Source organism: Herbaspirillum sp. Her2 (genome assembly GCF_057961375.1).
In genome coordinates this window covers 2,535,335-2,561,614 of the sequence record NZ_CM176331.1, presented here as the reverse complement: position 1 = coordinate 2,561,614, position 26,280 = coordinate 2,535,335, and the positions used below count along the sequence as shown (strand labels likewise).

Below are 26,280 nucleotides of genomic sequence, written 5' to 3'. Positions count from 1 at the left end.
TTGTTTCGGGCTATCCTCGACATTCGATGAGGAAAAGCATGAAAAAGATTTCGCAGCACCTGAAGCAACTGGGCATGGGCAGCCTGCTGCTGGCCAGCGCCTGGATGATTCCCGCTGCGGCACACGCGGACCGGCTCGGCGAGATCCAGGAGCGTGGCTCGCTGATCTGCGCCACGCTGGCCAGCAATGAGCCGCTGGGTTTCCCCGATCCGCAGAGCGGCCAGATCGTCGGTTTCGATGTGGACATGTGCAGTGCCATCGCCGCCAAGCTGGGCGTCAAGATGCGGCAGCGCAGTTTGACCATAGAGGCCCGTCTACCGGCGCTGATCGAGGGCGAGGTCGACCTGGTCTCGGGCGCACTGGGCTATACCCGCGAGCGGGCGCGCCAGATCGATTTCACGGCTTCGCATTACCAGACGCCGATCAAGCTGCTCGTGTACAGCGATTCCGGACTGAATCTGGTCTCCGACCTGGAAGGCAAGCGTATCAGCGCCAATCGCGGTTCCACCCCGGAGCAGGCGGTGCGGCGCGTACTGCGCAAGGCCACCTTGCTGACTTTCCCTGAGACCCCGCAAACCTTCCTGGCGCTGGCCCAGCGGCAGGCCGATGCGATGGCCGTGGCCATGCCCTCGGGGATCCGCTTCGTCAACGAATCGGGCGGACGCTTCCGCTTCGTCGAAGGCGCACTGGCCTGGGAGCCGACGGCGCTGGGTGTCAAGAAGGGCGAGCACCGACTGCTGGACGCCGTCAACAAGGCGCTGGCCGCGCTGGAAAAGGACGGCGAGATCGACGCCATGTGGACCAAGTGGTTCGGTCCCAAGACCAAGTTCAACATTCCCCGCGACAAGAAGCTCACGCCCATTTCGGCATTCCTCCAGGCGGGCTGACGGCATCATCCGATCCGGGCGCAGCGGCGTCCGTTTCCTTGCTTCGTTTTCCTCGCGCACGGACAGAGCAACAGAGCAACAGAGCAACAGAGCAACAGAGCAACAGAGCAACAGAGCAACAGAGCAATAGAGAACAGAGCGATAGAGCAGGTTCATGGCAGTTACTTCCGCATCGTCTTCCACTTCCCCCGATCATGATGGCCTGCCGCCGCGCCAGCGGCTGCTGGCCATCGCCACCGTCGTGCTGGGCCTGAGCATCGCGGTGCTCGACGGCTCCATCGCCAATCTGGCGTTGCCGGTCATGGCCACCGACCTGAAAGCCAGCGATGCCGATGCCATCTGGGTCATCAACAGCTACCAGATCGCCATGGCGGTGTGCCTGCTGCCGCTGGCCTCCCTGGGCGAAGTGATCGGCTATCGGCGCGTCTACCTGGGCGGCTTGTTTCTGTTCACCCTGGCCTCGCTGGCGTGTGCAGCCAGCGGCGACATGCTGCAACTGAGCCTGGCGCGCGTGCTGCAGGGGCTGGGGGCGGCCGGCATCCTGTCGGTCAATACCGCGCTGATCCGCTTCATCTATCCTGCCCGGCAGCTGGGCCGGGCCATCGGCTACAACGCGCTGGTGGCCGGGACCGGCAATGCGCTGGGGCCCACCGTGGCCGGGGTCATCCTGCATCTGGGCTCATGGCACTGGCTGTTCCTCATCAACATCCCGCTCGGGCTGGCGGCGCTGGCCGTGGGCAGCCGCGCCTTGCCGTTCAATCCCTTGTCGGCCCGCCGTTTCGATCGCCAGTCGGCGCTGCTGTGCATGGCCTTCATCGGCTTGCTGCTCTACACCATCGATGCCATCGGCCACCTGCAAGGCGGCTGGGTGGTGGCGGGCTGCGCGCTGCTGACCGCCATCAGCCTGGCATTGCTGCTCAAGCTGCAGTCGCCGAGCGCGCCCATGCTGCCGCTGGACCTGCTGCGCATCCCCTTGTTTGCCTTGTCGATCGGGACCTCGTTCTGCTCCTTTGCAGCGCAGATGGCGGTCTTCGTGATGTTGCCCTTCATGCTGCAGAATCATCTGGGTATGGGCGCCGCGCGTGCGGGCATGCTGCTGACGGCCTGGCCGGTGGCCGTTGCGCTGACCGGCGTGGTGGCCGGCAAGCTGTCGGACCGCGTCGCTGCGGGTTTGCTGGGGGGGATCGGGCTGGCCGTGATGTGCCTGGGATTGCTGGCTTTGCTGACGGTGGACCGCAGCACGCCCGATGGCCTGATGCTGTCCATGTTTGCGGTGTGCGGTATCGGCTTCGGACTGTTCCAGTCGCCCAACAACCGCACCATGATCAGTGCCGCGCCGCGTGAACGGACCGGCGGAGCCAGCGGCATGCTGGGCACGGCACGCCTGACCGGGCAGACCGTCGGGGCGTCGGTGGTGGCGATGCTGATGGGGTTCTCGGGCTCGCCGTATGCGCTGGTCCTGTGCTTTGCCGCCGCCCTGGCGGGCGCGGCCAGCCTGGTCAGCCTGTCGCGGCTGCGTTATTGAGCGGGAGGACCGGGCAGGGCAGGGCGTTGAGACCGGGTTTGCCGGGCTTACAGCGCCGGTGCCACCGTCTCGCCGTGGGCATGCTGGTGCGCGGCATGGGCCGCCACGGAGAGCGCCATGCTGAGATAGTTTTCGCTGCGGCGGCGCTGCTGCGCCTGCTGCTGTTCCAGCGCAAACAATTGCTGGTAGAGATTGCGGATCTGCTGCTGCAGCAACTGGCGCTGCTGCTTGCCATCCCGGTTGCCCGGGAAACGCGCCAGGGACTGCGCCTGCTGCTGCAGGAGCAGGATGCGGTGGCTCAATTGCGCCACCAGCTCGGCGGGGTCATGGTCCAGCGTGTCTGCCACTGCGACTTCAGCGTGGGCAGGTTGTTCTTGTTCATACGCGACGTTCATGCGAACTCCAGCCCACAGGGGCGCAAGGATTGCAAGGGGACTGCGATAGTGCCTTCGCTTTGTTTTACGGCAGCCACGCGGACATCTTGAGCCACGGAAAGTAAAAAAAGTAAAAGGCGCAGTCCCGTAAAGGGTGCTGCGCCTTCGACATGCGGGCGTCCTCAGGGCGGCCCGCAGTGGCTGCGGTCAGGGGATCAGATCACGCCACGGCGCATCTGGTCCAGCTCGATGGATTCGAACAGGGCCTTGAAATTGCCCTCGCCGAAGCCGTCATTGCCCTTGCGCTGGATGATTTCATAGAACACCGGCCCGATCAGGTTCTGCGTGAAGATCTGCAGCAGCAGGCCCTGGCCATCGGTGGGTGCGCCGTCGATCAGGATCTTAAGTTCACGCAAGGCAGCCAGGTCTTCGCCATGGCCGGGGATGCGGCGTTCCACCAGGTCATAGTAGGTGGCGATGGTGTCCTGCAGCGGCACGCCGCGGGCATAGAGGGCGCGCACGGTCTGGTAGATGTCGTCGGTGCCCAGGGCGATGTGCTGGATGCCTTCGCCGTTGTACTGCTTGATGAATTCCTCGATCTGCGACTTGTCGTCGGCACTCTCGTTGATGGGAATGCGGATCTTGCCGCAGGGGCTGGTCATGGCGCGCGAACGCAGGCCGGTGACCTTGCCCTCGATGTCGAAATACTTGATCTCGCGGAAATTGAACAGGCGCGTATAGAACGACGACCAGGTATCCATCGCGCCGCGCATGACGTTGTGGGTCAGGTGGTCGATGTAGGTCAGGCCCACGCCCTTGGGATTGCGCTCCACGCCAGGGAAGAACTGGAAGTCGACGTCATAGATGGAGCCATTGTCGCCATAGCGGTCCACCAGATAGAGCAGCGAGCCGCCGATGCCGCGAATGGCAGGAATGTTCAGTTCCATCGGGCCCAGCTTGGCTTCCACGCCTTCGGCACCGAGTTCGAGTGCACGTTTGTACACATGGGCCGCATCCTTGACGCGGAAGGCCATGGCGTTCACCGAAGCCCCGTGCACCTGGGCGAAGGCGGCGGCATTGCTGCCGGGTTCGCCGTTGAGGATGAAGTTGATCTGGCCCTGGCGATACAGGGTCACATTCTTGGAGCGGTGGCGCGCCACGGCGGTGAAGCCCATCAGCTCCAGCACGGCGGCAATGCCGGCCGGATCGGCGGCGGTGTACTCGACGAACTCGAAGCCGTCGGTGCCCATGGGATTGTCGAACAGGTCGCCGCTGGCGCGGACAGGGGAATTGGCGGCTGCGGTGGCGAACTGGGTGTCTGCGTGGCCCATCTGGTGTCTCCTCGTGTGGGGAGGGCCGCCAAGCGCGGCCCATGCGAGGAGTTTATTGCGTCAAGACTGCAATTTGTGATTGTTTTTTGCGCGATATATTAGATAATATGCACAAATAATTCTTAAATATGAACTTTGGAGAGACAAATGAGCATCATCAACGTGGACCGCTACGACCTGGCCTTGCTGACCGAGCTGCAGCGAGATGGCCATATTACCAATAGCGCCCTCGGTCTGAAAGTCCACCTGTCCACTTCGCAGATCAGCCGCCGCGTGCAGCGGCTGGAAGAAGCCCATGTCATCGAACGCTACACCGCCGTGCTGGACCCGGCCGTGGTCGGTCTGGGCGTGACCGCGTTCACCACCGTGACCCTGGACCGCCAGGGAGAGACCCGTGGCGAACTCTTCGAGAAGGCCGTGGAAACGATGCCGGAAGTGACCGAATGTTTCTCCGTCACGGGCGAGGGCGATTATATCCTGCGCATCGTGGCCCCCGACCTGGCCGCTTTCTCCGAATTCATGATGACGCGCCTGCTGCGCCTGCCGGGCGTGACCAACGTCAAGTCCAACATCACCCTCAAAAAGGTCAAGCAATCCCATGAACTGCCGCTGGAACACGTGATGCAGCCGGTGAAGTCGCGCCAGCGCATCCGCTTCTCGCAGTGAGGTTTCAAAAAGCATGATGTCGTTATTCAATGATTGGATGCCTCAATCATTGAATAATCGAATGATGCTTTTTATCAGGCTTTGCTCCGCCTCTGATCCGGCTCAGGAATTCAAAAGCAATCGCCGGAGTGCTGCCCCGTCAGCGCAGGCCTAGAATCAGTGGCATCCGATTCCGGGAGCGCTCCATGCTGACCATGACTTCTTCTCCTCCGCCGACTAGCTCCGCTGCCTCCGCCGCCGACGTCAACGGACTCGATCCCGACACCTGCTGGCAAGCCGTGCAGCAGCGCGATGCATCTTTCGATGGCCGGTTCTGGTATGCGGTGCGCACCACCGGCGTGTACTGCAAGCCCTCCTGCGGGGCACGCACACCCTTGCGCAAGAACGTGGCCTTCCACGCCAGCTGCGCTGCGGCCGAAGCAGCGGGCTTTCGTCCATGCCAGCGCTGCAAGCCGGACCAGCCGCCCTTGCAAGAGCGCCAGGCACAGGCCATCGCGCAAGCCTGCCGCCTGATCGCGCAGGCCGAGGAACAGCCGGATACGGCCACGCTGGCGCAGGCCGCGGGCTTGAGCCGTCATCATTTTCATCGGGTCTTCAAGCAGCACACCGGCCTCACTCCCAAGGCCTATGCCGATGCCCATCGCGCCGGCCGCCTGCGCGCGCAACTCGGCGGCAGTGCCAGCGTGACCGAGACGTTCTATGACGTCGGCTTCCATTCCAGTGGCCGCTTCTATGCTCAGAGCAAGGCGCAACTGGGCATGCAGCCGGCGACCTATCGTCGTGGCGGCCGTGGCGAGAAAATCCGCTTCGCCGTTGCGCAATGCTGGCTGGGAGCCTTGCTGGTGGCGGCCACGGAGCAGGGTATCTGCGCGCTCACCTTGGGCAGCGAGCCGGAGGAGTTGCTGCGGCAACTGCAGGATCGTTTCCCCCATGCCGATCTCGCCCCTGGCGATGCCGCCTTCGAGCAAACGCTGGCACAGGTACTGACCGCGCTGGACGATCCGCGACAGGGTGCCGCCTTGCCACTGGACGTGCGCGGTACCGCCTTCCAGCAGCGTGTGTGGCAAGCACTGCGCGCAGTGCCGCCCGGGGTCACCTTGACCTATGCCGAACTGGCCGCGCGCATCGGCCAGCCTGCGGCGGTGCGGGCGGTGGCCAATGCCTGTGCGCGCAACGAGATCGCCGTGCTCATTCCCTGCCATCGCATCGTCCGGCTCGATGGCGCGCCCTCCGGCTATCGCTGGGGCATCGCGCGCAAGAGCGCCTTGCTGGCGCGCGAAGCCGAGGGCAGGGAAGACGCCGCCAGCCCGAAAGACCAGCGCGCCTGAAGCCTTTGCCCGGCGCGGCTACAATAGGCCTTCCTTCATCGCTGGAGTTGCGCATGCATGTTCTTGGCAAGGCTGGTCTCGCATTCGCGGGCGCGGTACTGATCCTGGGTGGTGTGGTCGCCTGTTCGCCGCTGTCGGCCATCAATGCCGTTACGCCCGCTTCTTCCTACGTCAAGACCGAAGGGGTGGCCTACGCCAACACCGATAACCCGCGTCAAAAGCTGGACATCTATCGTCCCGCCAACGCCCCGGCCACCGCCTCCGGTCCTGGCTTGCCGGTGGTGGTGTTCTTCTATGGCGGCAGCTGGAACGAGGGTAGCCGCAAGGATTACGCCTTCGTCGGCGAGGCCCTGAGTTCACGCGGTTTCATCGCCGTACTGCCTGATTACCGCGTCTATCCCGAAGTGCGTTATCCCGATTTCGTGAAGGACAGCGCCCAGGCCGTGGCCTGGACCTTGCGCTCGGTGCGCGAGCTGGGCGGCGATCCGCAGCGCGTCTTTGTCATGGGACATAGTGCCGGTGCCTACAACGCAGCCATGGTGGCGCTCGATGCGCGCTGGCTGCGCGCAGCCGGGGCCTCGCCGGCACAGCTGCGCGGCTGGATCGGACTGGCCGGTCCCTATGACTTCCTGCCCATCGAAAACGAGGATGTGAAACCGGTCTTCTTCGCGCCCGATTCTCCACCGGATTCGCAACCGGTGCGGCACGTGGAAGCCGGTGCGCCGCCCGCGTTGCTGATCGCCTCGCACAAGGACAAGCTGGTGGGCGCCGAACGCAATACCGGCGGTCTGGCCAAACTGCTGCGCGCCCAGCAGGTGCCGGTGGTGGAGCGCTACTTCGACAACACCTCGCACGCTTCGCTGGTGGGCAGCCTCTCTCGGCCGTTGCGTTTCATCGCGCCGACTCTCGAAGAAGTGAGCCAATTCATTGAAAATCCGCCACCGCGTCCGGAGCCTTCCAAGTGACGGGTGACCTCTTCGCTGGCCTGGCACGTGACCCTTCGGTGGAGACCATCACCGAAGGTGCGCTGCTGCTGCGCGCCTTTGTCGACGAAGAGGAAGCCGCAGCCTTGATGGCGGCCATCGACAAGGTTCTGGCCGCCTCGCCCCTGCGCCACATGCAGACCCCGGGCGGTTTCCGCATGTCGGTGGCGATGAGCAATTGCGGCCAGTTTGGATGGGTGACGGATCGCCGTGGCTATCGTTACCAGTCACTAGATCCATTGGCCGAGCGCGACTGGCCAGCCATGCCTGAGGCCTTTGCGGCATTGGCCGCGCGCGCCTCAGCGGCGGCGGGGTTTGCAGGATTCGATCCTGACGCTTGCCTCATCAATCGCTACGAACCCGGTGCGCGCATGTCGCTGCATCAGGACAAGAATGAACTGGACATGGACCAGCCCATCGTCTCGGTCTCGCTCGGTCTGCCCGCGACCTTCCTGTTCGGTGGCATGGCGCGCACCGACAAGCCGCAGCGCATGCGGCTGGAGAATGGCGATGTGGTGGTGTGGGGTGGCCCGGCGCGGCTGGCCTTCCATGGTGTCGATCCCTTGCGCGACGGCGAGCACCCGCTGACCGGGCGCTGCCGTTACAACCTGACTTTCCGCCGCGCGCGCTGAGCGCTGCCGGTTCAGGCGCGTGCCGTTGGCCGCGCCGCTTTTCTGCGCGGCACCGAAGCAGTAGCGGTGCGCGCGGCAGGTTTGCGACGTGGCTTGCGGGCCGGTTGTTGTTCCGCCTCTTGCAGACGCTGTTGCAGCAAGGCCAGTACAGCGGCTTCCTCCGGTGACAGATCCTGCAACTCTTCTACCAGTTCGGTCTGCACCCGTTCTTCCAGCCGCTCCGCAAAACTACCGTCCAGGTAACTTTCGATGACGGCAGGATGCACGTAACACTTGCGGCAGATGGAAGGCGTATTGCCCAGGCGGCGCGCCACGTTCTCGATGGCGCGCACCACGTTCTGCTTGGCCTGCGCCTGCGAGTCCACCCGCTCGAAGGCCTGCAGCGCCAGTGTGGCCAGCACCGTGCCGGCCCAGGTGCGGAAATCCTTGGCACTGAAATCCTCGCCCGCTGCTTCACGCAGATAGGCATTCACGTCACCCGAATCGATGCAGTGGCGCTCGCCCTCGTCATCGACGTACTGGAACAGTTCCTGCCCCGGCAACTCGCGCATTTTGCGGATGATGCGGGCCACGTAGGGATCGTGCAGCTTGATGTCATGCTGCACGCCGCTCTTGCCGCGGAAGCGGAACAGCACATCGCTGCCATCCACGCGCACGTGGCGATGGCGCAGCGTGGTCAGGCCGAAGGATTGATTCTGTTTGGCGTATTCGTCATTGCCCACGCGCATGAAGGTGGTCTGCAGCAGATGCACGACAGCGGCCAAGACTTTCTGCCGATGCAGGCCGGGACGTTTTAGGTCTTGCTCCACCACGCGGCGGATGGTCGGCAGCGTACGCGCAAAACTGATCATGCGCAGGTACTTGGCATCATCGCGCACCGAGCGCCAGCGCGTGTGATAGCGATACTGCTTGCGCCCGCGCGCATCGCGTCCGGTGGCCTGGATGTGGCCGTTGGCGTGCGGGCTGATCCAGACGTCTTCCCAGGCGGGCGGGATGGCCAGAGACTTGAGGCGCGCCACCACATCGTCATCGCGAATGAGCTCGCCGTGCGCATCGTGATAAGCGAAGCCCTTGCCACGCCGGCTGCGGCGTATGCCCGGCATGCCGTCGTTGACATAGCGCAGCTGGTTGGCACGGGCGATGTCGATGGCCTCGTCCTGATGGCGGGCATCGGCGGGCGGCAGGGCCGAAGGCGACGGCGATGATGATGATGAAGATTGTTCGGACGCTGCGGCTATACGATCCATGATGGTCTCCTCGGACGCTGTCCGCCGGGAGATCCGGCGGCCGTCCATGCGGGCCATTATTGAGCAATCGCCGTGACGCGGCAGTCAGCCATCGGCCGGGGATGGTGTGGGATTTTTCCGGCAGGCAGGTCGGCTCAGAACGCCCATTGCAGATTGAAGCCGCCCGTCACGGCCGCCGTCTGGAAGCCTTGCGGCTTGGCCAGGGGCGTGGCCACGAACATGTCATAGCTCAGCTTGCCGAGGTTGCCGCGCAAGCCCAGTGCCGCGCCCGTGAGCCGCTGGCCGGTGAGGAAGTGCGCCGAGGGCCCTGCGACCGCGCCGGTATCGATACCGGCAAACACTTCCTGCCCGCTCTCACCCAGGCCCAGCGCCAGTTCATTGCGCAGGAACCAGCCACGCTCGGCCTGCAGCGTCAGTTCGCCGTCGAAACCGCGCACCGTATAACGGCCGCCGATGGAGAACTGATCCTGCGGCGGCAGACTGCCCCGGTTCCACTGCGCGCGCAGCGTGCTGCTGTAGCGCAGGCGCGCACCGGCCAGCTGGAACGGCGCATTGAGGGAGGCATCCAGCAGCCACAGACCATAGCGCGTGCCGATCTGCGGCAGGTCGAAGGGCGAGCTGGGCTCGGCTCCTTGCGTATCGAGTGAACGGCGATAGGCCAGCGTGGCATCGGCAATCGCATCGCCCAGAAACTGCCGGTGATTCAATCCCGCTTCCCACGCCGTGGTGCGGCGTTGCTGGGCGCCGACTTCGAGTTCATCAATCGCGTTGTAAGCCTTGCGCAGCAAGGCTTTGCCGAAGGTCGTGGTCTTGCCGGCGGCATCGCGATGGAGCAGGCGAGACAGTTTGAATTCGGTGGTTTCGGAACGCCCGCTGTAGACGAAATTCTCGAAGGCTCCCGCGACCGTCTGGTGATAGCGGTTGCCCGACATCGTCACGGCCGCCATCCAGTTGCCCAGCGGGAGCGAGTAATGCAGCGTGTAGGCATGGCTGCCGTGGTCGCCGTAGTGATTCAGGCTGCGGCTGACGCTGACGTAGAAGAGGTCATTGAGGGTCCACCAATTGTCATAGGACAAGGTCAGCCCGGCCAGATATTTGCCGGTGGCCTTGGCACCGCCATCGTCCAGCGATGCCGTGAGACGGAAGGGGAAAGCCTGCTGGTACTGGATCACCAGATCGCTGTCGCCCGCCTCGGCACCCTTGTCCTCGGAGGGCGTGATCTTGATGTCGGCCTGCACGGTCGGCAGGCGCTTGAAATTTTCCAGGCCCTGTTCGATATCGCGCAGGTTGAGGATGTCGCCCGGGCTGATGGGCAGGGCATTGAAGGCGGTCCCGCGCGCATCGGCGTCGGGCGCAAAGCGGATGTGGCGCACGCGCCCCGGCACCACGCTCAGCACCAGCCGTCCCGTCGACAGATCTTGCGGACGCGCCAGCACGCGCGCGGTGGTGTAGCCGCGCGCGACGATGGCGCTCTCGACCCGGGCCAGGACCAGGTTCACGCCTTGCGAGCCCAGGCAGCGGCCCACCGCGCCACGTTCGCCGGTGACGCTGTCGAGTGCAAAACGAAAACGCTCGGCCTGTTCACCCTCCAGCGCAATCGCCGTAATCCTGCGGCAGGGTTGCTCCTGCTCGGGGAAATCCTGCGCCATCGCGCTGGCGGCGGGCGTACCCAGATTCACGTCAGGACGCTGCTCCTGTTGCTGGCGCAGGGCGCGTTCGCGCTCGCGCTGCAACTGCTCCTGGTTGACGGCGGTTTGCCCGTGGGCAAGGGAAATGACCAGATTCAGACCAAGGATGAGTACAAATCGGGGAGACGGCGAACGGAAGATGGAAGACATCGGAAACATGGTGAGTCGTCCCAAAGCCACACTGGGCAAGGGATTCAAAAGAAATGGGAGGGCTGGCAAAACAAGTGTTGGTTTTTGCCTACAGGAAAGCTTCTCGTGTACTGAAAAATCACCTTTCCTCGTTAACCTAAATTAACATCCCGACCCTGGCAAGCAAAATATTGCTAACCGGAAACGGAAAACAACGAATCGGGGTTCGTTGTCGTGACCGGTCATAACGACAACAGCACCCGGGGTTTTCATGAATCGTCAGCGTTACAAGCTGGTTTTCAACCGGCATCGTGGCCAGTTGATGGCCGTTGCAGAAATCGCCTCCAGCATCCAGCATCACGGCCGCACATCGGCCAACGGTGCGGCGATGCCGGACCTGTTACCGTCCGCTTTGCGCTTTTCGCTGCTGGCGGTAGCGCTGGCCCTGGCCATGAACACGGTGGCCCATGCGCAGATCCTCGGCGACCGCAGCGCCCCGCGCAATCAGCAGCCGACCGTGCTGGCCACGCCCAATGGCGTGCCGGTGGTCAACATCCAGACGCCGGGTGCAGCGGGGGTGTCGCTCAACAGCTACCGGCAATTCGATGTCGGCCCCAATGGCGCCATCCTCAACAATGCGCAGGGCACCACGGCCACCCAGCTGGGCGGCTATGTGGCGGGCAATCCATGGCTGGCCACGGGCGCAGCGCGCGTGATCGTGAACCAGGTCAACTCGGCCAACCCCAGCTATCTGCGCGGCTACCTGGAAGTGGCGGGGGCGCGGGCGCAGGTGGTGGTGGCCAATCCGGCGGGCATCACCTGTTCCGGCTGCGGCTTCATCAATGCCAACCGCGCCACGCTCACCACGGGCGTACCCCAGATCGTCAACGGCAATCTGGACAGCTATCGCGTGGCCAGCGGTGCGGTGCGCATTGAGGGCAACGGCATGGATGCCAGCCGCACCGATTACGCCGAGATCATCGCGCGCGCCGTGCAGGTCAATGCCGGCATCTGGGCCCCCGAACTCAAGGTCAGCGCGGGCCTCAACACCGTCAGCGCGGATCACGCCAGCGTGGTTCCCGGTGTGGCCGCCAGCGACGCCGCACCGGCGGTGGCCATCGACGTGGCGCAACTGGGCGGCATGTATGCCGGCCACATCTATCTGACCTCCACCGAGCATGGCGTGGGCGTGCGCAACGCGGGCAACATCGGCGCGTCGGTAGGCCAGGCGGTGGTGACGGCCGATGGCCGGCTGGAGAACAGCGGCAGTCTCACTGCTACCGGCTTGCTGGCGGTGCAGACCACAGGCGGCATCAGCAATGCGGGCGAACTGGGCAGCAAGAGCGCGGCCAGCCTCAACACCACCGCGCTGGACAACAGCGGCAGCATCGCCAGTGCCGGTGCGCTGACGGTGCAGGCCAGCGGCGCGCTGCAGAACACCGGCAGCATCGGCGCCGAGGGCAATGTGCAGATCGCCGCCGCCAGCATGGACAACCGCAACAGCATCGGCAGCAGCACCACCCTGGCCGTGCAGTCCGCCGGTTCCCTCAGCAACAGCGGCACGCTGCAGGCCAATGCCGATGCCAGCATCAACGCCGCCAGCGTGGACAACAGCGGTACCGTGCGTGCGGCGCAGGGTGCGCTGAACGTCAGCAGCAGCGCCCGCACCGGCAACAGCGGACGCATGGAAGCCGCGCAGGCCGTGAACCTGCAGGTCGGCAGTCTCGCCAACAGCGGCGGCGTCAATGCCGGCGAGCGCTTGCGCATCGAGGCTGCACAGAGCGTCAGCAACGACGGCACCCTGGCCGCCAATGGACCCGTGGCCGTGCAAGCCGCCAGCCTGGCCAACCGGGGAACGCTGAGCTCCAGTGCCGATGCGGTCAACGTGACGACCAGCGGAACCCTGGCCAACCAGGGCCAGGTGAATGCCGCACAAGCACTCACGCTGACAGCGGCAGGCATCGACAACCACAGCGGCAAGCTCAGCGCCAACGACATCCGCATCGACAGCCAGAACCAGTCCCTCGACAATCGCCAGGGCAACATCGCCGCGCAGCGTGACGTTCGCGTCGCCAGCGGCGCGCTCGACAACGGCAGCGGCAACATCGTCGCGCAGGGCAAGCTCGACATTCGCAGCGGCGACCTCGGCAATGACGGCGGCCTGCTGCAAGCGGGCGATGCATTGAGCCTGGATGCCGGCAGCAACACCGTGCGCAACGCCAATTCCGGCAGCGCGCGCGGCATCGTGGCGCAAGGTCCGCTGAGCGTGACGGCGGGGGCGCTGGTCAATCGGGGCAATGTCTCGTCCAACGGCGACATCAGCCTCAAGACCATCGGCCTGGACAACGATGCCGGCGTGATCGGTGCCAATGGCAAGCTGACGGTGGAGGGCAGTGCCGTGAGCAATCGCGGCGGCTCGCTGCAGGCCAGACAGGGCGTGGATCTGCAGGTGGGCGGTGGCAGCGTGGACAACAGCGCGGGCCTGATGCGCTCGGATGGCACCGTCAACGTGCAGGCCGGGACCGTCCGCAACGACAGCACCCAGGGCCAGAACCAGGGCATCGAAGGCGCCACCGTCAGCGTCAGCGCGGCCGACATCAGCAACCGCCAGGGCGCGATGCGCGGTGACGCCATCACGCTCACCGCCGGCGCCCGCATCGACAACAACGCCGGCTTGATCTCCGCCACCAACAGCGCCAGCCTCACGGATGCCAACCCGGCCAGCCGTGCGCTGGTCATCGACAACAGCAACGGCACCGTCATCGCCGGACAGCAGACCAGCGTTTTGGCCTATTCCTTCACCGGGAGCGGCAGGTTCCTCAGCCAGAAGGACCTGCGCATCGACCTGGTGGCGTCGATTCTTCATACCGGCCAGATAGGGGCGAGCGGTGACATCGACCTGCGCACCGCAGGCACCTTCGCCAATGCCGGCGCGGTCGGTGCGGGCGGCACGCTCATGCTCACCGCCGCCACCATCGACAACCAGGCCAGCGGCTCGCTGGTGGGCAATACCCTGAAGCTCAAGGCCACCGACGTTCACACCTTCATCAACCGTGGCCTGATCGATGGCGTCAATACCGTCATCGAGAGCAGCACCGTCAACAACCTCGGCACCGGCCGCATCTATGGCGACAACATCGCCATCGGTGCAGACGTGCTGAACAACCAGGCCGAGACCGTCAACGGCGTGACCAGTGCGCCGGTCATTGCGGCCCGCAACCGCCTCGACATCGGCGCGGGCGTGGTCAACAACAGCGAGCACGGGCTGATCTATTCGGTCGGCGACATGGCCATTGGCGGCGCGCTGGACGCCAACAAGAAAGCCACCGGCAGCGCCCGCGAGATCAACAACAGCAGTGCCACCATCAATGCCGATGGCAACCTGAGCATTGCGGCGGGAAGCATCAACAACACCAATGCGCATCTGGAGACGACGGACCAGACGGGGCCGGGTAATCGCATTGTCAGTTATCGCGTCAATGGTTCGTCGACGTTGATTGATGGGAACACGGCCAGTCTGGTCAACATCGGTTCGGGACAGGTGGTAGGACCGACCAACTGGCGGGCCATGGGCGATGAAGACAATTTTCGTCTTGTCCTGCCGTCATCGGCTTATCCAGCGGAACGCTATGGTCCTCCTTTCACTTATTCGAAGGGTGTCAAGGGGGGCGACGATGCCATCGCGCCAGCTTATTTCCCGGGATGGCAGGACGGTAGTGCGGGCGGCGATTCGACCATCGTCGATCATCCGGCCATCTTCAACTACGAGGTGACGGATCGCGTCTGGCAAGTGATGGGCGTGACACCGCCGGAGGCGCTCGGGCCCATTCCCATCATGCCGCTTCCTACCGAGAACTGCTATGAGTCTTGCAGCACGACGCTACCCAGTGCGGAAGAGATGGCCAAGTACAAGGCGGAGTACGCAGTCTGGAAGCCCAAGTACGATGCCTACATGGCGGCGACGCTTGCGCTCAATGACAAGATCATCGCTTTCAACAACAACGTCCGCAGCCGTTCCTATCGAGAATGGACCATCTACGACGGTACCGAACAGATCACGCGCACGGTCGTCACCAAGAGCGATCCGGGCATGATCACGTCCGGCGGCAACATGAGCCTGGCCGCTGGTACCGTCAACAACTACGCCAGCCAGTTCATCGCGGGCGGCACGGTGGCCGGCGACAGTGTCAACGGCACCAACCTCAACAACACCGGCCCGTTGGGCCGCCAGCGCGTGGTCTCGACGGGCTCGGCCAGTTACACCTACATCAAGAGCCACACCTTCAGCGCAGATGATCGGCGCTACGACGATGCGCCGTATCAATCGCAGGACATCGTCACCAACTTCCAGCTGGACATCACGCCGACCAGCGGAGCCGGACCTAATCGCCAGAATTCGGTACGCGCGGTGGCCTCGTCGGTATCGGGAGCCTCGGGTGCGAGCGCAGGCGCGGCCAGCATCCGCATCGCCAACCTCGACCTGACGCTGCCCAACAATGCGCTCTTCCGCATCAATGCGGGCCCGGCGCAGCGCTTCCTCGTGCAGACCGATCCGCAGTTCGTTGGCACGCGCAGCTGGCTGTCGTCGGATTTCATGTTGAATCAACTGGGCTTGACGGCCAGCGTGCGACAGCTGGGGGATGGGTTCTATGAACAGCAACTGATCCAGCGCCAGGTGCAGCAGATCACCGGCCAACGGTATCTGGCCGGATACAGCAGCAATGAAGCGCAATACCAGGCCTTGATGAACGCGGGCGTACAGGTGGCGCAATCACAGCGCTACACGCTGGGCGTGGCGCTGACCGATGCGCAGATTGCGGAACTGAAGACGGATATTGTCTGGCTGGTCAAGCAGACTGTCACGCTGGCTGATGGCAGCACGCAGGAAGTGCTGGTGCCGCAGGTGTACATTCATGCCTCCAATGTGCAGGTGACCGGGCAGGGCACGCTGATCGCGGGCAATGATGTGGCCTTCCAGGCGGCGCAGGATATCGTCAACAGTGGCGGCACGATTGCGGGGCGCCAGAGTGTTTCGCTGGCGGGCAACAATGTGCAGAACCTGGGTGGGCGTATCAGCGGCAGTGACGTGACGGCGGCGGCGGCGCAGGATATCAACAACCTTGGCGGCGCCATCGACGGCAGCAACAGCGTCACGCTGGCTGCCGGACGCGACATCAACGTCAACAGCACCAGCGTCAGCACCGCCAATGCGGTGACCAGCGGCACCAACATCAACCAGGTTGCCAGTGTCAGCGGCAAGGACATCACCCTGGCCGCTGGCCGTGACGTCACGGCCAATGCAGCCGTGGTCGCCGGAACGGGCGACGTGAATCTGGCCGCAGGCCGCAACGTCAGCCTGGGGACGGTCAACGAGAACTTCCGGCAGCAGATCAGTTGGGCCAATGACAGCGGTGCCTCCAACTGGGTCGGCACGTTGACCGGCCCGAATCTGGTGGACCAGTCCAACGGTGCGCACGGCATCAGCGAGAGCGGCGTGAACCGCGCCACGCTGACCGGCAGCAAGGATGTGAGCACACAGGTCAGCGGCAACAACATCAGCATCCGCGCCGGTCAGGACGTGGTGACCAAGGGCACGCAGATCGTGGCCGAGGGCGCGCTCAGCGCAACGGCCGGGCGTGATGTGCGCATCGAGACAGCCAACGAATCCGGCAGTGCAAGAGATGAACACCAGCACAGCTCGGGTGGCCTGCTCACGGCCACGTCGGTCAAGACGGATGATTCCAGCAGCTACAGCCGGAACGTGGGCAGCACTTTCTCGGGCAACACCGTGGCGGTGCGGGCGGGCAATGATGTGAACATCACCGGTAGCGATGTGGTGTCCACGCAGGGCACGGCGCTGGCGGCGGGCAATAACGTGAACATCGTGGCCGCAACGGACAGCAGCACACAGCGCAACTTCCGGCAGGAGACCAAGAGCGGTGTGATGGGGGCGGGCTTTGGGGTGACGGTGGGTAGCCGGGTGCAGAGCCAGGATGTGGATGGGCAGAGCAAGACGGCGGCTGCTTCGACGGTGGGCAGCGTAGAGGGCAACGTCAGTATCGTCGCGGGCAATCGCTATACGCAGGTGGGTAGCGATGTGGTGGCGCCGAAGGGGGATATTGATATCGCCGCGAAGTCGGTGGAAATAAAAGCGGCCGAGCAAGCGAGCAGAACCGTCACCGAAGACAAGTACAAGCAAAGCGGTGTCACCTTGTCGGTCACCAGTCCGGTGATTTCAGCGATGCAGTCGGTCGATCAGATGTCTGATGCAGCGAGCAAGACCAAGAGCGGCCGTGCCAAGGCATTGGCTGCAGCGACGGCGGGCATGTCGGTCTACAGCGCTGTGGGAGATATGCAGAAAGCGTCGGCAGAAGGCAGCGGAAACATCGGCATCAGCGTGATGCTGGGCAGCAGCCAGAACAGCAGCCGTACCGAACAGAATACGGTGACACAACGCGGCTCGACGGTGGCCTCCGGCGGCAACATGAACATCCGCGCCACCGGCGGTGGCACCGACAGCAATATCACCATTGCGGGCAGCGACATCAGTGCCAAGGGAAATCTGGCGCTGAAGGCGGACAACGACATCAACCTGATTGCGTCGCAGAACACGGATGAACAGCATGGCGATCGTTCGTCGTCGTCGTGGGGAGTAGGTTTTACGGCGCAGTTTGGTTCGCAGACCAAGTTCGGCTTTACCGCCAATGCGGCGGGTAGTCGCGGCAACAGCGACGGCAAGGACGTCTCCAACGTCATGACGCAGGTGCGTGCTGGTGGTCAGGTCAATATCGATTCCGGACGGGATACGAATCTGATTGGCGCGATTGTTTCAGGCGACAAGGTCGTGGCCGATGTGGGACGCGACCTGAATATCGCCAGCGTGCAGGACACCAGTACCTTCAAGAGCCGGGATCAAAGCATTGGCGGCAGTGCGACCATCGGCTATGGATCGGGTGCCAGCGTCAATGCCAGCCGCAGCCGGGTGGATGCGGACTACGCGAGCGTGGGCCAGCAGGCGGGGATCATGGCGGGCGATGGTGGATTCCAGATCAACGTCAAGGGCAATACGGACCTCAAGGGTGCGCAGATTGCCAGCACGGACAAGGCAGTGGAAGAGGGCAAGAACAGCCTGACCACCGGGACCTTGACGAGCAGTGATATCCAGAACCGGAGTCAATATTCGGCGGAGAGCCAGAGCGTGAGCGCAGGCACGTCCGGAGGAAAACCGGGTGGCGGCGCCGGGATTGGCAATGCATCTGGTAGCGAGACTAGCGTGACACGCAGTGGTGTGTCAGGTGGTGCTGTGAAGATCACCGACGCACAGGCGCAGCAGGCGAAGACTGGACAAAGCCCGGATCAGGTCGTGGCTTCGCTGGATACGTCGGTGCGCACGGGCAAGGACAGCAGCAGTAGCCTGGCGAAGAACTGGAATGGCAATGAGCTGCGTGAGGATGTGGAGGCGCAGGCGAAGATTACGCAGGCGTTTGGGCAGCAGGCGGCCAAGATGGTTGGGAGCTATGCCGATGCCAAAGAAGGGGAACTGCGACGGTCTGCGCTTAAGGCAGCACAGGATGGAGATCAGGCTGAAGCTACCAAGTTGAGTGCCGAGGCTGATCAATGGAAAGAAGGCGGAACGTATCGTGCTAGTGCGCATGCTGCCATTGGATTGCTGGCTGGTGGTGTCTCAGGAGCCTTGGGCGCAGCAGCAAGTTCAGCTTTGATGCCAGATATCGCTGAACAGATCAAAAAGCTAGGACTGCCACCGGTAGTGGAGAGCGCAGTGTCGCTTGCAGCGGCCTCGGCAATTGGTACTGCAGTGGGAGGAGGCGCTGGCGCAGCTAGTGCTTACAACGTTGATTTGAATAATCGGCAGGCGAGTCCTCGTGAGATTGAAAAGATCAAACAACTTGCTGATGGCGATCCCAAAAAAGAAGCACGGCTTCAGGCAGCAGCTTGCGCTTTGTTCCGTTGCTGGCAGGAGTTTGCGCCTGGAACTCCTGAATATGCGAATGCGAAGTCAATGGGGGATTGGGGCAATAGCGCGTATGTGGCTGCAGAATATAAGCAGTTGGAGTTGGCGAAGAGTGTGGGATTATTCGATTACAACGCCCAAGATATTGCACTCGATATCGCGAAGCTAGCCAAAAATACTGTCGTACAACTGGCTCGGGATTTCGGACAGATCGCCGCCCAGATCATTACACACGGCCCCAATGCGTTGCCACCTGATTTGCCTCCTCGTGATCCTTGGGATCCGAGCGGGCCTTCAGGAACGGCTGTTGTAGTTGTCACCCCGCCGGTGGCTGCGTGCATTCCGGGAATGCCGTGTGCGGTTGCGATGGCTCCGCCAGTTACTATTCCGGGTTATGTTTATGCTTCTACTGGTAGTACTAGCAGTGGCAGCAGCGGGAGTTCAGAGAGTAACGGGGAAAACAGTGCTAAAGGATCGCCAGTTGATATTGACCACGCGATCGGTGCCGATTACAGCAAGGCCGGAAAGCCAACTGGGGGGCACAGTCTGGTTAATGGGGACGTCAGAATCGTTCCTGGAACAGAGTCTGCTCCTGATGCGGCGGGAGTGTATAAGGCAACTATTCAAGTGCCTGATCCGAAAAATCCGGGGCAATGGATTACCAAGACTAGCAACGGTTCTGAGAATTCAATGTTCCCAAAAAACTGGGATGCTGCGAGAATTCGGGATGAAGTTAATGCAGCCTGGAATTCTGCTGAGCGGAAAATTCTTCCTGATGGAAAATGGAGTGCAATGACGCCTTCAGGAGTACAAGTCGAAGGATATGTATCGCCTCGTACGACGGTCTATCCTGTATTTAAGAAGTAGGGAAAATTGAATAAGCCAAAAAATGAAACTTAGATTTTCTTATGTTGACGGCGGAGTCCATCCTAAGTCAGGGCAAGTATATTATTGGTGGCCCGAAATCCTTCCAGAGCCAGGCTACGAGCGCTATGTTCGTTATCTTTCGGGAGTATTAAGCGCAGTTGCGCAGGTTCCTTCTCAGTGTGATCGGCTGCTTAAGTATATCGATGATATTGAGGTCGGCATCGATTCCAGAATCGTAGGTGGTGGAAATGATGTTGAACTGACGTTTAGTAAAACTGGTGTTCAAGTTGATATTCTTATTAATGATGATTGGTGTGGTCAACCCGAGGGGCATTTCCAACTACGTGAGTGGAAAATGGCTTTAGAGGCTTGGCGTCATTTTTTGACGTTGCCTGAGTCATTGGAGACAGTCGTTGAGGTTGATATCTAGATCCTTTTTTGTATCGGCGGTGTAACGCAGCCTCCGAGGATATCACTTCAATCTTGAATTCCAAGGTGTACTGCGTGCAACTGATCCAGCGCCAGGTGCAGCAGATCACCGGCCAACGGTATCTGGCCGGATACAGCAGCAATGAAGCGCAATACCAGGCCTTGATGAACGCGGGCGTGCAGGTGGCGCAATCGCAGCGCTATACGCTGGGCGTGGCGTTGACCGATGCGCAGATTGCGGAACTGAAGACGGACATTGTCTGGCTGGTCAAGCAGACTGTGACGCTGGCCGATGGCAGCACGCAGGAAGTGCTGGTGCCGCAGGTGTACATCCATGCCTCCAATGTGCAGGTGACCGGACAAGGCACGCTGATTGCGGGCAATGACGTGGCCTTCCAGGCGGCGCAGGATATCGTCAACAGCGGGGGCACGATTGCCGGGCGGCAGAGTGTTTCGCTGGCGGGCAAAAACGTGCAGAACCTGGGCGGGCGCATCAGCGGCAGTGCGGTGACGATGGCGGCGGCGCAGGACATCAACAACATCGGCGGCACCATTGATGCGCGCAATACGCTGGTGGCCAGTGCGGGTCGTGACATCAACAGCGCTTCCACCACGGTAGCAACGGCCAATGCGGTCACCAGCGGGACCAACATCAACCAGAGCGCGTCGATGTCGGTGTCCGAGAGCAATGGCTCGCTGACTGCCGTGGCCGGGCGCGACATCAATCTCAAGGCCAGCAGCACCTCTGCGGATAACGTGACGTTGGTTGCGCAGCGTGACGTGAATCTGTCGACCGTTCACGAAACGTCTCAAGAAAAAATCACCTGGGACAACAACAACCGCGCCGAAGTCAACCGTGACAACGCTATTGGCAGCACGGTCCAAGGCAAGGAGATCAGCGTCACGGCCAGCCGCGACATCAATGCGCAGGCAGCCTACGTCAACGCCGAAGGCTCACTCGCTGCTACAGCAGGCAATAACGTCAATGTCGGTACCGATGTGAGCACGGCCAGTGCGCGAGATCAGCACAAGAAGACCGACAGCGGCGGCATGTTGGCCTCGCGTACCGTGACCACGGATGACAGCAGCAGCCAGGCCATCAATCAAGGGACGACCTTCTCCGGCAATACGGTGGCGGTGCGGGCGGGCAATGACATCAATGTCAAGGGCAGCAACGTGGTCTCCACATTGGGGACCGGCATGGCGGCTGGCAATAACGTCAATATCGTGGCCGCTGTTGACAGCAGCACCCAAAACAACTTCCGTCAGGAGACTACCAGTGGCGTGATGGGCGCAGGCTTCGGTGTGGCCATAGGCACACGCGAGCAGAGCCATGACGGAAAGACGCAGGGACAGACGGCGTCTGCTTCGACCGTGGGTAGTACGGATGGGAACGTGAGCATCGTTGCAGGCAATCGTTACACGCAAGTAGGCAGCGATGTGATGGCACCGAAGGGCGACATTGATATCGCAGCCAAGTCGGTCGAAATCCGTGCGGCAGAGCAAGCCAGCAAAACCACCACCGAAGACAAGTTCAAGCAAAGTGGCCTGACGGTCGCGGTCACCAGTCCGGTGATCTCGGCGATCCAGACGGTGGATCAGATGGCTGATGCTGCGAGCAAGACTAAGGATGGGCGGATGCAGGCGCTGGCATTGGCCAACATGGGATTTGCGGCCAAGAACGCAGGTGATGCCATCAAGGCCGGCCAAGGCAGCACGATTGACGGTAAGGCCAACCAGATCGCTACCGGACCGACCGACCCGACCACCGGCAAGACGCCGTCGCGGGATGCCAATGATGCTGACAAGGCTGGTGGCATCAATCTCGCCTTGAGCGTTGGGAGCAGTAGCAGCGAAAGCCGTTCTGAACAGTCCAGCAATACGGTGCGCGGCTCGTCTGTTACTGCTGGCGGCAGTATCAATATCAGCGCACAAGGCGGTGGCGCCGACAGCAACATCGTCATCCAGGGCAGCGACATCAAAGCGGGCGTGAACGCCACGCTCAAGGCCGCCAATGAAGTGCGCCTGCTGGCAGCACAGAATACCTCCGAACAGCATAGCAACAACCAGAGTAGCTCCGGTTCGGTTGGTGTATCGATTGGCACGGACGGTCTGATGTTCAACGCCAGTGCCTCTGGCAAGCTCTTCCTCCGCAACGGCGATCACGGCAGACCTGCCTAATCGATCGCAACGAACGCGGATTGGCCAGCTAGATTAGGCCCCGCCTAGATTGCTCCTTTCATGCCAACGAAGACGGGAATGACCTCTGTCTAGACGGCTAGAGTAATAGCGATACGAAGATGTGCGATTAGAGGGAAGGAAATATTTTTGACAGTATCAGTGACAGTATTTGGAAATTTTTGAAACGATAAATCGCCAGCCGATGGTGATTTGCGAAGAGGATTAGGCTTCCCCCCTCCGCCACAATGAAAAACCCGCTGATACGTCAGCGGGTTTTTTATGCCCGGAATTCTCGACGCCCCTGGAAAGAGCGTCGATATTAGTATTGATGTCAAATATGACGTGTCTTCAATAAGGCTGAATGAATTTACGGTACGGGCAAAGATTGATGCAAAGTCTGTGCCATTTAGATTTCAACAATAAGGTATTGCAATGAAATTTGAGAGCTTAGAGGAAGCGTACAGGGCACTTGCCATATATTTGCAGGCCTTTGTCGGATCACGAGCTTGGGATATGGCCAGGTGCAAGATGGCTATATTTCAAAATATGGCGAGAGGTGATCAGTGCTTTGAACACAAAGGGGAAGTTCATGAAAGTGGTGGCTTCGAAGCTGATGACGACGCAATTTGGAATGGATTGGATGCATCAATTTATATTCGTGATGTAATGCTTGAAAATACTGGTCATCGTATCTGGGGGCTTACTTTTACGTTGTTCTCGGATGGAAAATTTGACATCGAAGTCGACTACTCGAAACCGTCCGACTATGAGGAAAGTGATGAGACTATCAGTGGTGAAGAGATTAATCAGTCACTGCAAGGATTGAGACCCGACAGCGATAAAAACTGATAATGCAAGGCTGAAAGCGCGCCTTAAAAATCTTTGATCTAAGGCGGCGCGGAAGGCATTGCCGGGCAGGTGACCGGACAAGGCACGCTGATCGCGGGCAATGATGTGGTCTTCCAAGCGGCGCAGGATATCGTCAATAGTGGCGGCACGATTGCGGGGCGGCAGGGTGTTTCGCTGGCGGGCAACAATGCCCACTGACTAATACAATAAGATCACGGCAGGGGCTAAGGATGCCACGCGGCCGGGGTACAACGGCATTTCGATGCTTCGTGAATACGGAACACGGATCGGCCTCATAAATGGCTCAACCACGGGAGGAATGACAATTGATGTTCAGCCCGCTCCGGGACGCGGGAAGACATACAAAGAAAGGTAATCCTCCCTTAAAACCAACGCCGCCAGAAGTAGAATATTCTCACAGAGGAGTTCTACAAATGAAGAGATCGAAGTTCACAGACAGCCAGATTATCGAGGCGATCAAGCGTGTTGAAGCAGGCCTTGGTGTTCCGGACATCTGCCGCGAACTAGGCATCAGCACAGCGACGTTATATAAATGGCGCTCGAAGTACGGCGGCATGGATGTATCGATGATGGCGCGCATGAAGGAGCTCGAAGCGGAGAACGCCCGGCTGCGCAAAATGTACATCGAGGAAAAGCTCAAGGCCGAGATTGTGGCAGAGGCGCTCGAAAAAATCTGGTAAGGCCATCTCGTCGCAGCGAGATGGCCAAGCGCGTTGTTGAAGAACGTGGTGTGCCGATCAAGCTTGCCTGTCAGGCGTTTAAGGTAAGCGAAACCTGTTATCGCTATATCAGCAAGCGTAAGCCAGAGAATGAAGAGATCGCAAACTGGTTGCTCCGACTGACCGATAACCACCGCAGTTGGGGCTTTGGTCTGTGTTTCCTGTATCTGCGCAACGTCCGTGGCTTTGGCTGGAATCATAAGCGCGTCTACCGTATCTATCGCGAACAGGAGTTGAACCTGCGTATCAAACCGCGCAAGCGGTTGGTCCGCGAAGTACCTAGGCCGCTTGCTGTACCTAGTGGCTGCAACCAGACCTGGTCGATGGACTTCATGCACGACCAGCTTGCAGATGGGCGAAGCATCCGCTTGTTCAATGTGATCGACGACTTTAATCGAGAGGCACTGGGCATCGAATTGGATCTCTCGCTACCATCGGAGCGAGTGATTCGTAGCCTGAAGCAAATCATCGAATGGCGCGGTAAACCCAGCGCCATTCGATGCGACAACGGCCCGGAGTACCTGAGTACCACAATTACACAGTGGGCACAGCAAACGGGCATTGAGCTGCAGTACATCCAGCCGGGCCAGCCGCAGCAGAACGCTTATGTGGAACGGTTCAACAGGACTGTGCGCTATGAATGGCTATCTCAGTATCAGTGGGATGATTTGGAGCACGTTCAGCAATTTGCGAGCAACTGGATGTGGACCTACAACCATGAACGCCCTAACATGGCCTTGGGCGGATTTACCCCGAAACAGCGGCTGGCCATGGCTGCTTGACGTTTCTACTTCTGGCAAACGTTAGAAATGGGGGGATTACCCTTCGCCCGCCCGGAGCTCCAGCAACTCTTCGCCACCTTCAGTCCTCGATCAAACGGACCATTCAAAAGAAGATCTGCCCGAACTGGATGTCTCCGGATTAACGGTGGCGCAATGAAATGAATGTTCTTTCTCAGCAGCGCCCACCAGCGCTCCCGGACGCGTGAAATGCCGATATGAAGCTCTGCACCCCGATAGCAGCCCGACAAAGTCAGAAAATTCATATCCCGCTTCATCTCAAATCCTCACAACTCCCGCAGTCCACCCATCCTGCGAGAACCAATCCCCCAAAACCCCACTCCTAGCTCAGCGTCCGGCCATGTGGTCTGACCATTTGACATCCCTGACCCTGCTCTCTAGAATAAATCGTCATACAAGTTGACCTCTGAACGACGAGGCCATCGTTTCATATAAGAAGAAATTGCAGCAATACGCGGACGTTCAACAAGTCCGCTTTGATAGCCAACAACGGAGACAATATGAACGCATTGGTACGACGCCGTGGCGTCGGGCTGCATCTCGCGGCCATCGCAGCCACTTCGGCCACCCTCATCCTCGGCGCCGGCCACGCCAACGCGCAGGTCGCCACCGGCGATACCTCGCAAGCCAAGATCGCCCTGTCCAACAACTACGCGGCCAATGCCTGGCGTCAGTCCATGCTCAAGACCTGGGCCGCGACCGCCGACGATGCCGTCAAACGCAAGCTGGTGGCCGCCGCCCCCGCTTTCACCACTTCCGAAAACCAGCCCACCGAACAGGCCCAGCAGATCCAGAACCTGATCCTGCAAGGCTACAAGGCCATCGTGGTCGATGCCGCCTCTCCCACGGCCCTCAACGGCACCATCAAGAAAGCCTGCGCCGCCGGCGTGGTGGTGGTCTCCTATGACGGCGTGGTCACCGAACCCTGTGCCTATCGCGTCACCTTCGACTTCCGCAAGATGGGCGAACGGCAGGTCGACTACCTCGCCGAGCGTCTCAACGGCAAGGGCAACATCCTCGAAATCCGCGGCCTGGCCGGGGTGTCGGTCGATGGTGAAATCCACGCCGGCATCATGGACGGCCTCAAGAAGCATCCGGGCCTCAAGATCGTCGGCTCCGTCAACGGCGACTGGGCGCAGACTGTGGCCCAGAAGGCCGTGGCCGGCATCCTGCCGACCCTGCCCAAGGTCGATGGCGTGGTCACCCAGGGTGGCGATGGCTTCGGCGTGGCGCAAGCCTTCAAGGCCGCCAACCGCGAACTGCCCATCATCATCCTCGGCAACCGCGAGGACGAACTGCAATGGTGGAAGACCCAGATCCCCAGCGGCTACAAGACCTATTCCGCTTCCAATCCGCCCGGCGCAGTGACCGTGGCCTTCTGGGTGGCGCAGCAGGTGCTGGCCGGCAAGAAGATCCCCAAGGATGTCGATATCGTGGCACCGCTGCTCTACCTGACCGCGGAACAACTGCCGGATGCGCTGGCCAAGACGCCGCAGGGCGGGGTGGCCGATATCGGCTTCTCCCAGGCCGATACCGTCAAGCTGCTCGATACGCCGAAGTCCAAGTAAGTCCTGTCCCATCCCCGTGCAGACCGCCTCGTTGAAGGCGGCGCGCGGGCCATGGGCGCATCCACTGCCTCAAGAACACAGGTG

General features: G+C 61.4%; 17 protein-coding genes. 13 read left to right on the top strand and 4 right to left on the bottom strand.

Annotated features, from left to right (window positions below; all coding sequences use genetic code 11):
- The first annotated feature begins 38 nt into the window (after nucleotides 1–38).
- Entirely contained in the window at nucleotides 39–887 is an 849-nt protein-coding gene (locus tag ACWHXP_RS11650) for an ABC transporter substrate-binding protein (RefSeq protein WP_489633797.1), read from the top strand.
- 154 nt (nucleotides 888–1,041) lie between these two features.
- On the top strand, nucleotides 1,042–2,412 hold the full coding sequence (locus tag ACWHXP_RS11645; RefSeq protein ID WP_489625159.1) for an MFS transporter: 1,371 nt from the start codon (nucleotides 1,042–1,044) through the stop codon (nucleotides 2,410–2,412).
- Nucleotides 2,413–2,459: 47 nt separating this feature from the next.
- On the opposite strand, the gene ACWHXP_RS11640 is transcribed toward ACWHXP_RS11645, so the two are convergent.
- Nucleotides 2,460–2,807: a FlxA-like family protein gene (locus tag ACWHXP_RS11640; RefSeq protein WP_039790353.1), complete on the bottom strand. Its 348-nt coding sequence runs from the start codon at nucleotides 2,805–2,807 to the stop codon at nucleotides 2,460–2,462.
- A 194-nt stretch (nucleotides 2,808–3,001) separates the two neighbouring features.
- Nucleotides 3,002–4,117, bottom strand: coding sequence for a 4-hydroxyphenylpyruvate dioxygenase (gene hppD / locus ACWHXP_RS11635; RefSeq protein WP_134221953.1), 1,116 nt, complete (start codon nucleotides 4,115–4,117; stop codon nucleotides 3,002–3,004).
- Nucleotides 4,118–4,264: 147 nt separating this feature from the next.
- Here hppD and ACWHXP_RS11630 point away from each other — a divergent pair, with 147 nt between their 5' ends.
- From ACWHXP_RS11630 to alkB, 4 genes are all read left to right on the top strand, one after another.
- Entirely contained in the window at nucleotides 4,265–4,783 is a 519-nt protein-coding gene (locus ACWHXP_RS11630; RefSeq protein ID WP_039785713.1) for an Lrp/AsnC family transcriptional regulator, read from the top strand.
- 185 nt (nucleotides 4,784–4,968) lie between these two features.
- Entirely contained in the window at nucleotides 4,969–6,111 is a 1,143-nt protein-coding gene (gene ada / locus ACWHXP_RS11625) for a bifunctional DNA-binding transcriptional regulator/O6-methylguanine-DNA methyltransferase Ada (RefSeq protein ID WP_489633798.1), read from the top strand.
- Between the two features lie 53 nt (nucleotides 6,112–6,164).
- Nucleotides 6,165–7,076 carry an alpha/beta hydrolase gene (locus ACWHXP_RS11620; protein WP_204725251.1) on the top strand — a complete coding sequence of 304 codons (912 nt, stop codon included), beginning with the start codon at nucleotides 6,165–6,167 and terminating at the stop codon, nucleotides 7,074–7,076.
- Nucleotides 7,073–7,726, top strand: a complete 654-nt coding sequence (gene alkB / locus ACWHXP_RS11615) for a DNA oxidative demethylase AlkB (protein ID WP_489633799.1) — start codon at nucleotides 7,073–7,075, stop codon at nucleotides 7,724–7,726. Before ACWHXP_RS11620 ends, alkB begins: the two co-directional genes overlap by 4 nt.
- Before the next feature lie 11 nt (nucleotides 7,727–7,737).
- Here the strand turns inward: alkB and ACWHXP_RS11610 are convergent, their stop codons facing one another.
- Together ACWHXP_RS11610 and ACWHXP_RS11605 are read right to left on the bottom strand one after the other, a co-directional pair.
- Nucleotides 7,738–8,973: a DNA topoisomerase IB gene (locus ACWHXP_RS11610; RefSeq protein ID WP_489633800.1), complete on the bottom strand. Its 1,236-nt coding sequence runs from the start codon at nucleotides 8,971–8,973 to the stop codon at nucleotides 7,738–7,740.
- Between the two features lie 134 nt (nucleotides 8,974–9,107).
- Nucleotides 9,108–10,820: a ShlB/FhaC/HecB family hemolysin secretion/activation protein gene (locus ACWHXP_RS11605; RefSeq protein ID WP_489633801.1), complete on the bottom strand. Its 1,713-nt coding sequence runs from the start codon at nucleotides 10,818–10,820 to the stop codon at nucleotides 9,108–9,110.
- Between the two features lie 241 nt (nucleotides 10,821–11,061).
- On the opposite strand from ACWHXP_RS11605, the gene ACWHXP_RS11600 reads away from it, so the two are divergent.
- The 7 genes from ACWHXP_RS11600 to ACWHXP_RS11570 all read left to right on the top strand — a co-directional run bounded on the left by ACWHXP_RS11600 (nucleotide 11,062) and on the right by ACWHXP_RS11570 (nucleotide 26,196).
- Nucleotides 11,062–19,629, top strand: coding sequence for a two-partner secretion domain-containing protein (locus ACWHXP_RS11600; RefSeq protein WP_489633802.1), 8,568 nt, complete (start codon nucleotides 11,062–11,064; stop codon nucleotides 19,627–19,629).
- A gap of 22 nt (nucleotides 19,630–19,651) precedes the next feature.
- Nucleotides 19,652–20,059, top strand: coding sequence for a hypothetical protein (locus tag ACWHXP_RS11595; protein WP_489633803.1), 408 nt, complete (start codon nucleotides 19,652–19,654; stop codon nucleotides 20,057–20,059).
- A 53-nt stretch (nucleotides 20,060–20,112) separates the two neighbouring features.
- The gene (locus ACWHXP_RS11590) at nucleotides 20,113–22,239 is read left to right on the top strand and encodes a hemagglutinin repeat-containing protein (RefSeq protein ID WP_489633804.1); all 2,127 of its coding nucleotides are present in this window, start codon (nucleotides 20,113–20,115) and stop codon (nucleotides 22,237–22,239) included.
- A gap of 432 nt (nucleotides 22,240–22,671) precedes the next feature.
- Nucleotides 22,672–23,088 (top strand): hypothetical protein, encoded by a 417-nt coding sequence (locus tag ACWHXP_RS11585; RefSeq protein WP_489633805.1) that lies wholly within the window; start codon nucleotides 22,672–22,674, stop codon nucleotides 23,086–23,088.
- Nucleotides 23,089–23,157: 69 nt separating this feature from the next.
- Nucleotides 23,158–23,286, top strand: coding sequence for a hypothetical protein (locus tag ACWHXP_RS11580; RefSeq protein ID WP_489633806.1), 129 nt, complete (start codon nucleotides 23,158–23,160; stop codon nucleotides 23,284–23,286).
- A gap of 236 nt (nucleotides 23,287–23,522) precedes the next feature.
- A protein-coding gene (locus tag ACWHXP_RS11575; RefSeq protein ID WP_489633807.1) for an IS3 family transposase occupies nucleotides 23,523–24,610 on the top strand; the annotation gives its coding sequence in 2 pieces (ribosomal slippage) (nucleotides 23,523–23,775 and nucleotides 23,775–24,610; 1,089 coding nt in all).
- A 518-nt stretch (nucleotides 24,611–25,128) separates the two neighbouring features.
- Nucleotides 25,129–26,196, top strand: a complete 1,068-nt coding sequence (locus ACWHXP_RS11570) for an ABC transporter substrate-binding protein (RefSeq protein ID WP_039787515.1) — start codon at nucleotides 25,129–25,131, stop codon at nucleotides 26,194–26,196.
- The last annotated feature ends 84 nt before the right edge of the window (nucleotides 26,197–26,280 follow it).

Excerpts from the sequence above, each read along its gene's own strand:
- ACWHXP_RS11650 (WP_489633797.1), top strand. The coding sequence starts at position 39 with ATGAAAAAGATTTCGCAGCACCTGAAGCAACTGGGCATGGGCAGCCTG.
- ACWHXP_RS11645 (WP_489625159.1), top strand. The coding sequence starts at position 1,042 with ATGGCAGTTACTTCCGCATCGTCTTCCACTTCCCCCGATCATGATGGC.
- ACWHXP_RS11640 (WP_039790353.1), bottom strand. The coding sequence starts at position 2,807 with ATGAACGTCGCGTATGAACAAGAACAACCTGCCCACGCTGAAGTCGCA.
- hppD (WP_134221953.1), bottom strand. The coding sequence starts at position 4,117 with ATGGGCCACGCAGACACCCAGTTCGCCACCGCAGCCGCCAATTCCCCT.
- ACWHXP_RS11630 (WP_039785713.1), top strand. The coding sequence starts at position 4,265 with ATGAGCATCATCAACGTGGACCGCTACGACCTGGCCTTGCTGACCGAG.
- ada (WP_489633798.1), top strand. The coding sequence starts at position 4,969 with ATGCTGACCATGACTTCTTCTCCTCCGCCGACTAGCTCCGCTGCCTCC.
- ACWHXP_RS11620 (WP_204725251.1), top strand. The coding sequence starts at position 6,165 with ATGCATGTTCTTGGCAAGGCTGGTCTCGCATTCGCGGGCGCGGTACTG.
- ACWHXP_RS11610 (WP_489633800.1), bottom strand. The coding sequence starts at position 8,973 with ATGGATCGTATAGCCGCAGCGTCCGAACAATCTTCATCATCATCATCG.
- ACWHXP_RS11605 (WP_489633801.1), bottom strand. The coding sequence starts at position 10,820 with ATGTTTCCGATGTCTTCCATCTTCCGTTCGCCGTCTCCCCGATTTGTA.
- ACWHXP_RS11600 (WP_489633802.1), top strand. The coding sequence starts at position 11,062 with ATGAATCGTCAGCGTTACAAGCTGGTTTTCAACCGGCATCGTGGCCAG.
- ACWHXP_RS11595 (WP_489633803.1), top strand. The coding sequence starts at position 19,652 with ATGAAACTTAGATTTTCTTATGTTGACGGCGGAGTCCATCCTAAGTCA.
- ACWHXP_RS11585 (WP_489633805.1), top strand. The coding sequence starts at position 22,672 with ATGAAATTTGAGAGCTTAGAGGAAGCGTACAGGGCACTTGCCATATAT.
- ACWHXP_RS11570 (WP_039787515.1), top strand. The coding sequence starts at position 25,129 with ATGAACGCATTGGTACGACGCCGTGGCGTCGGGCTGCATCTCGCGGCC.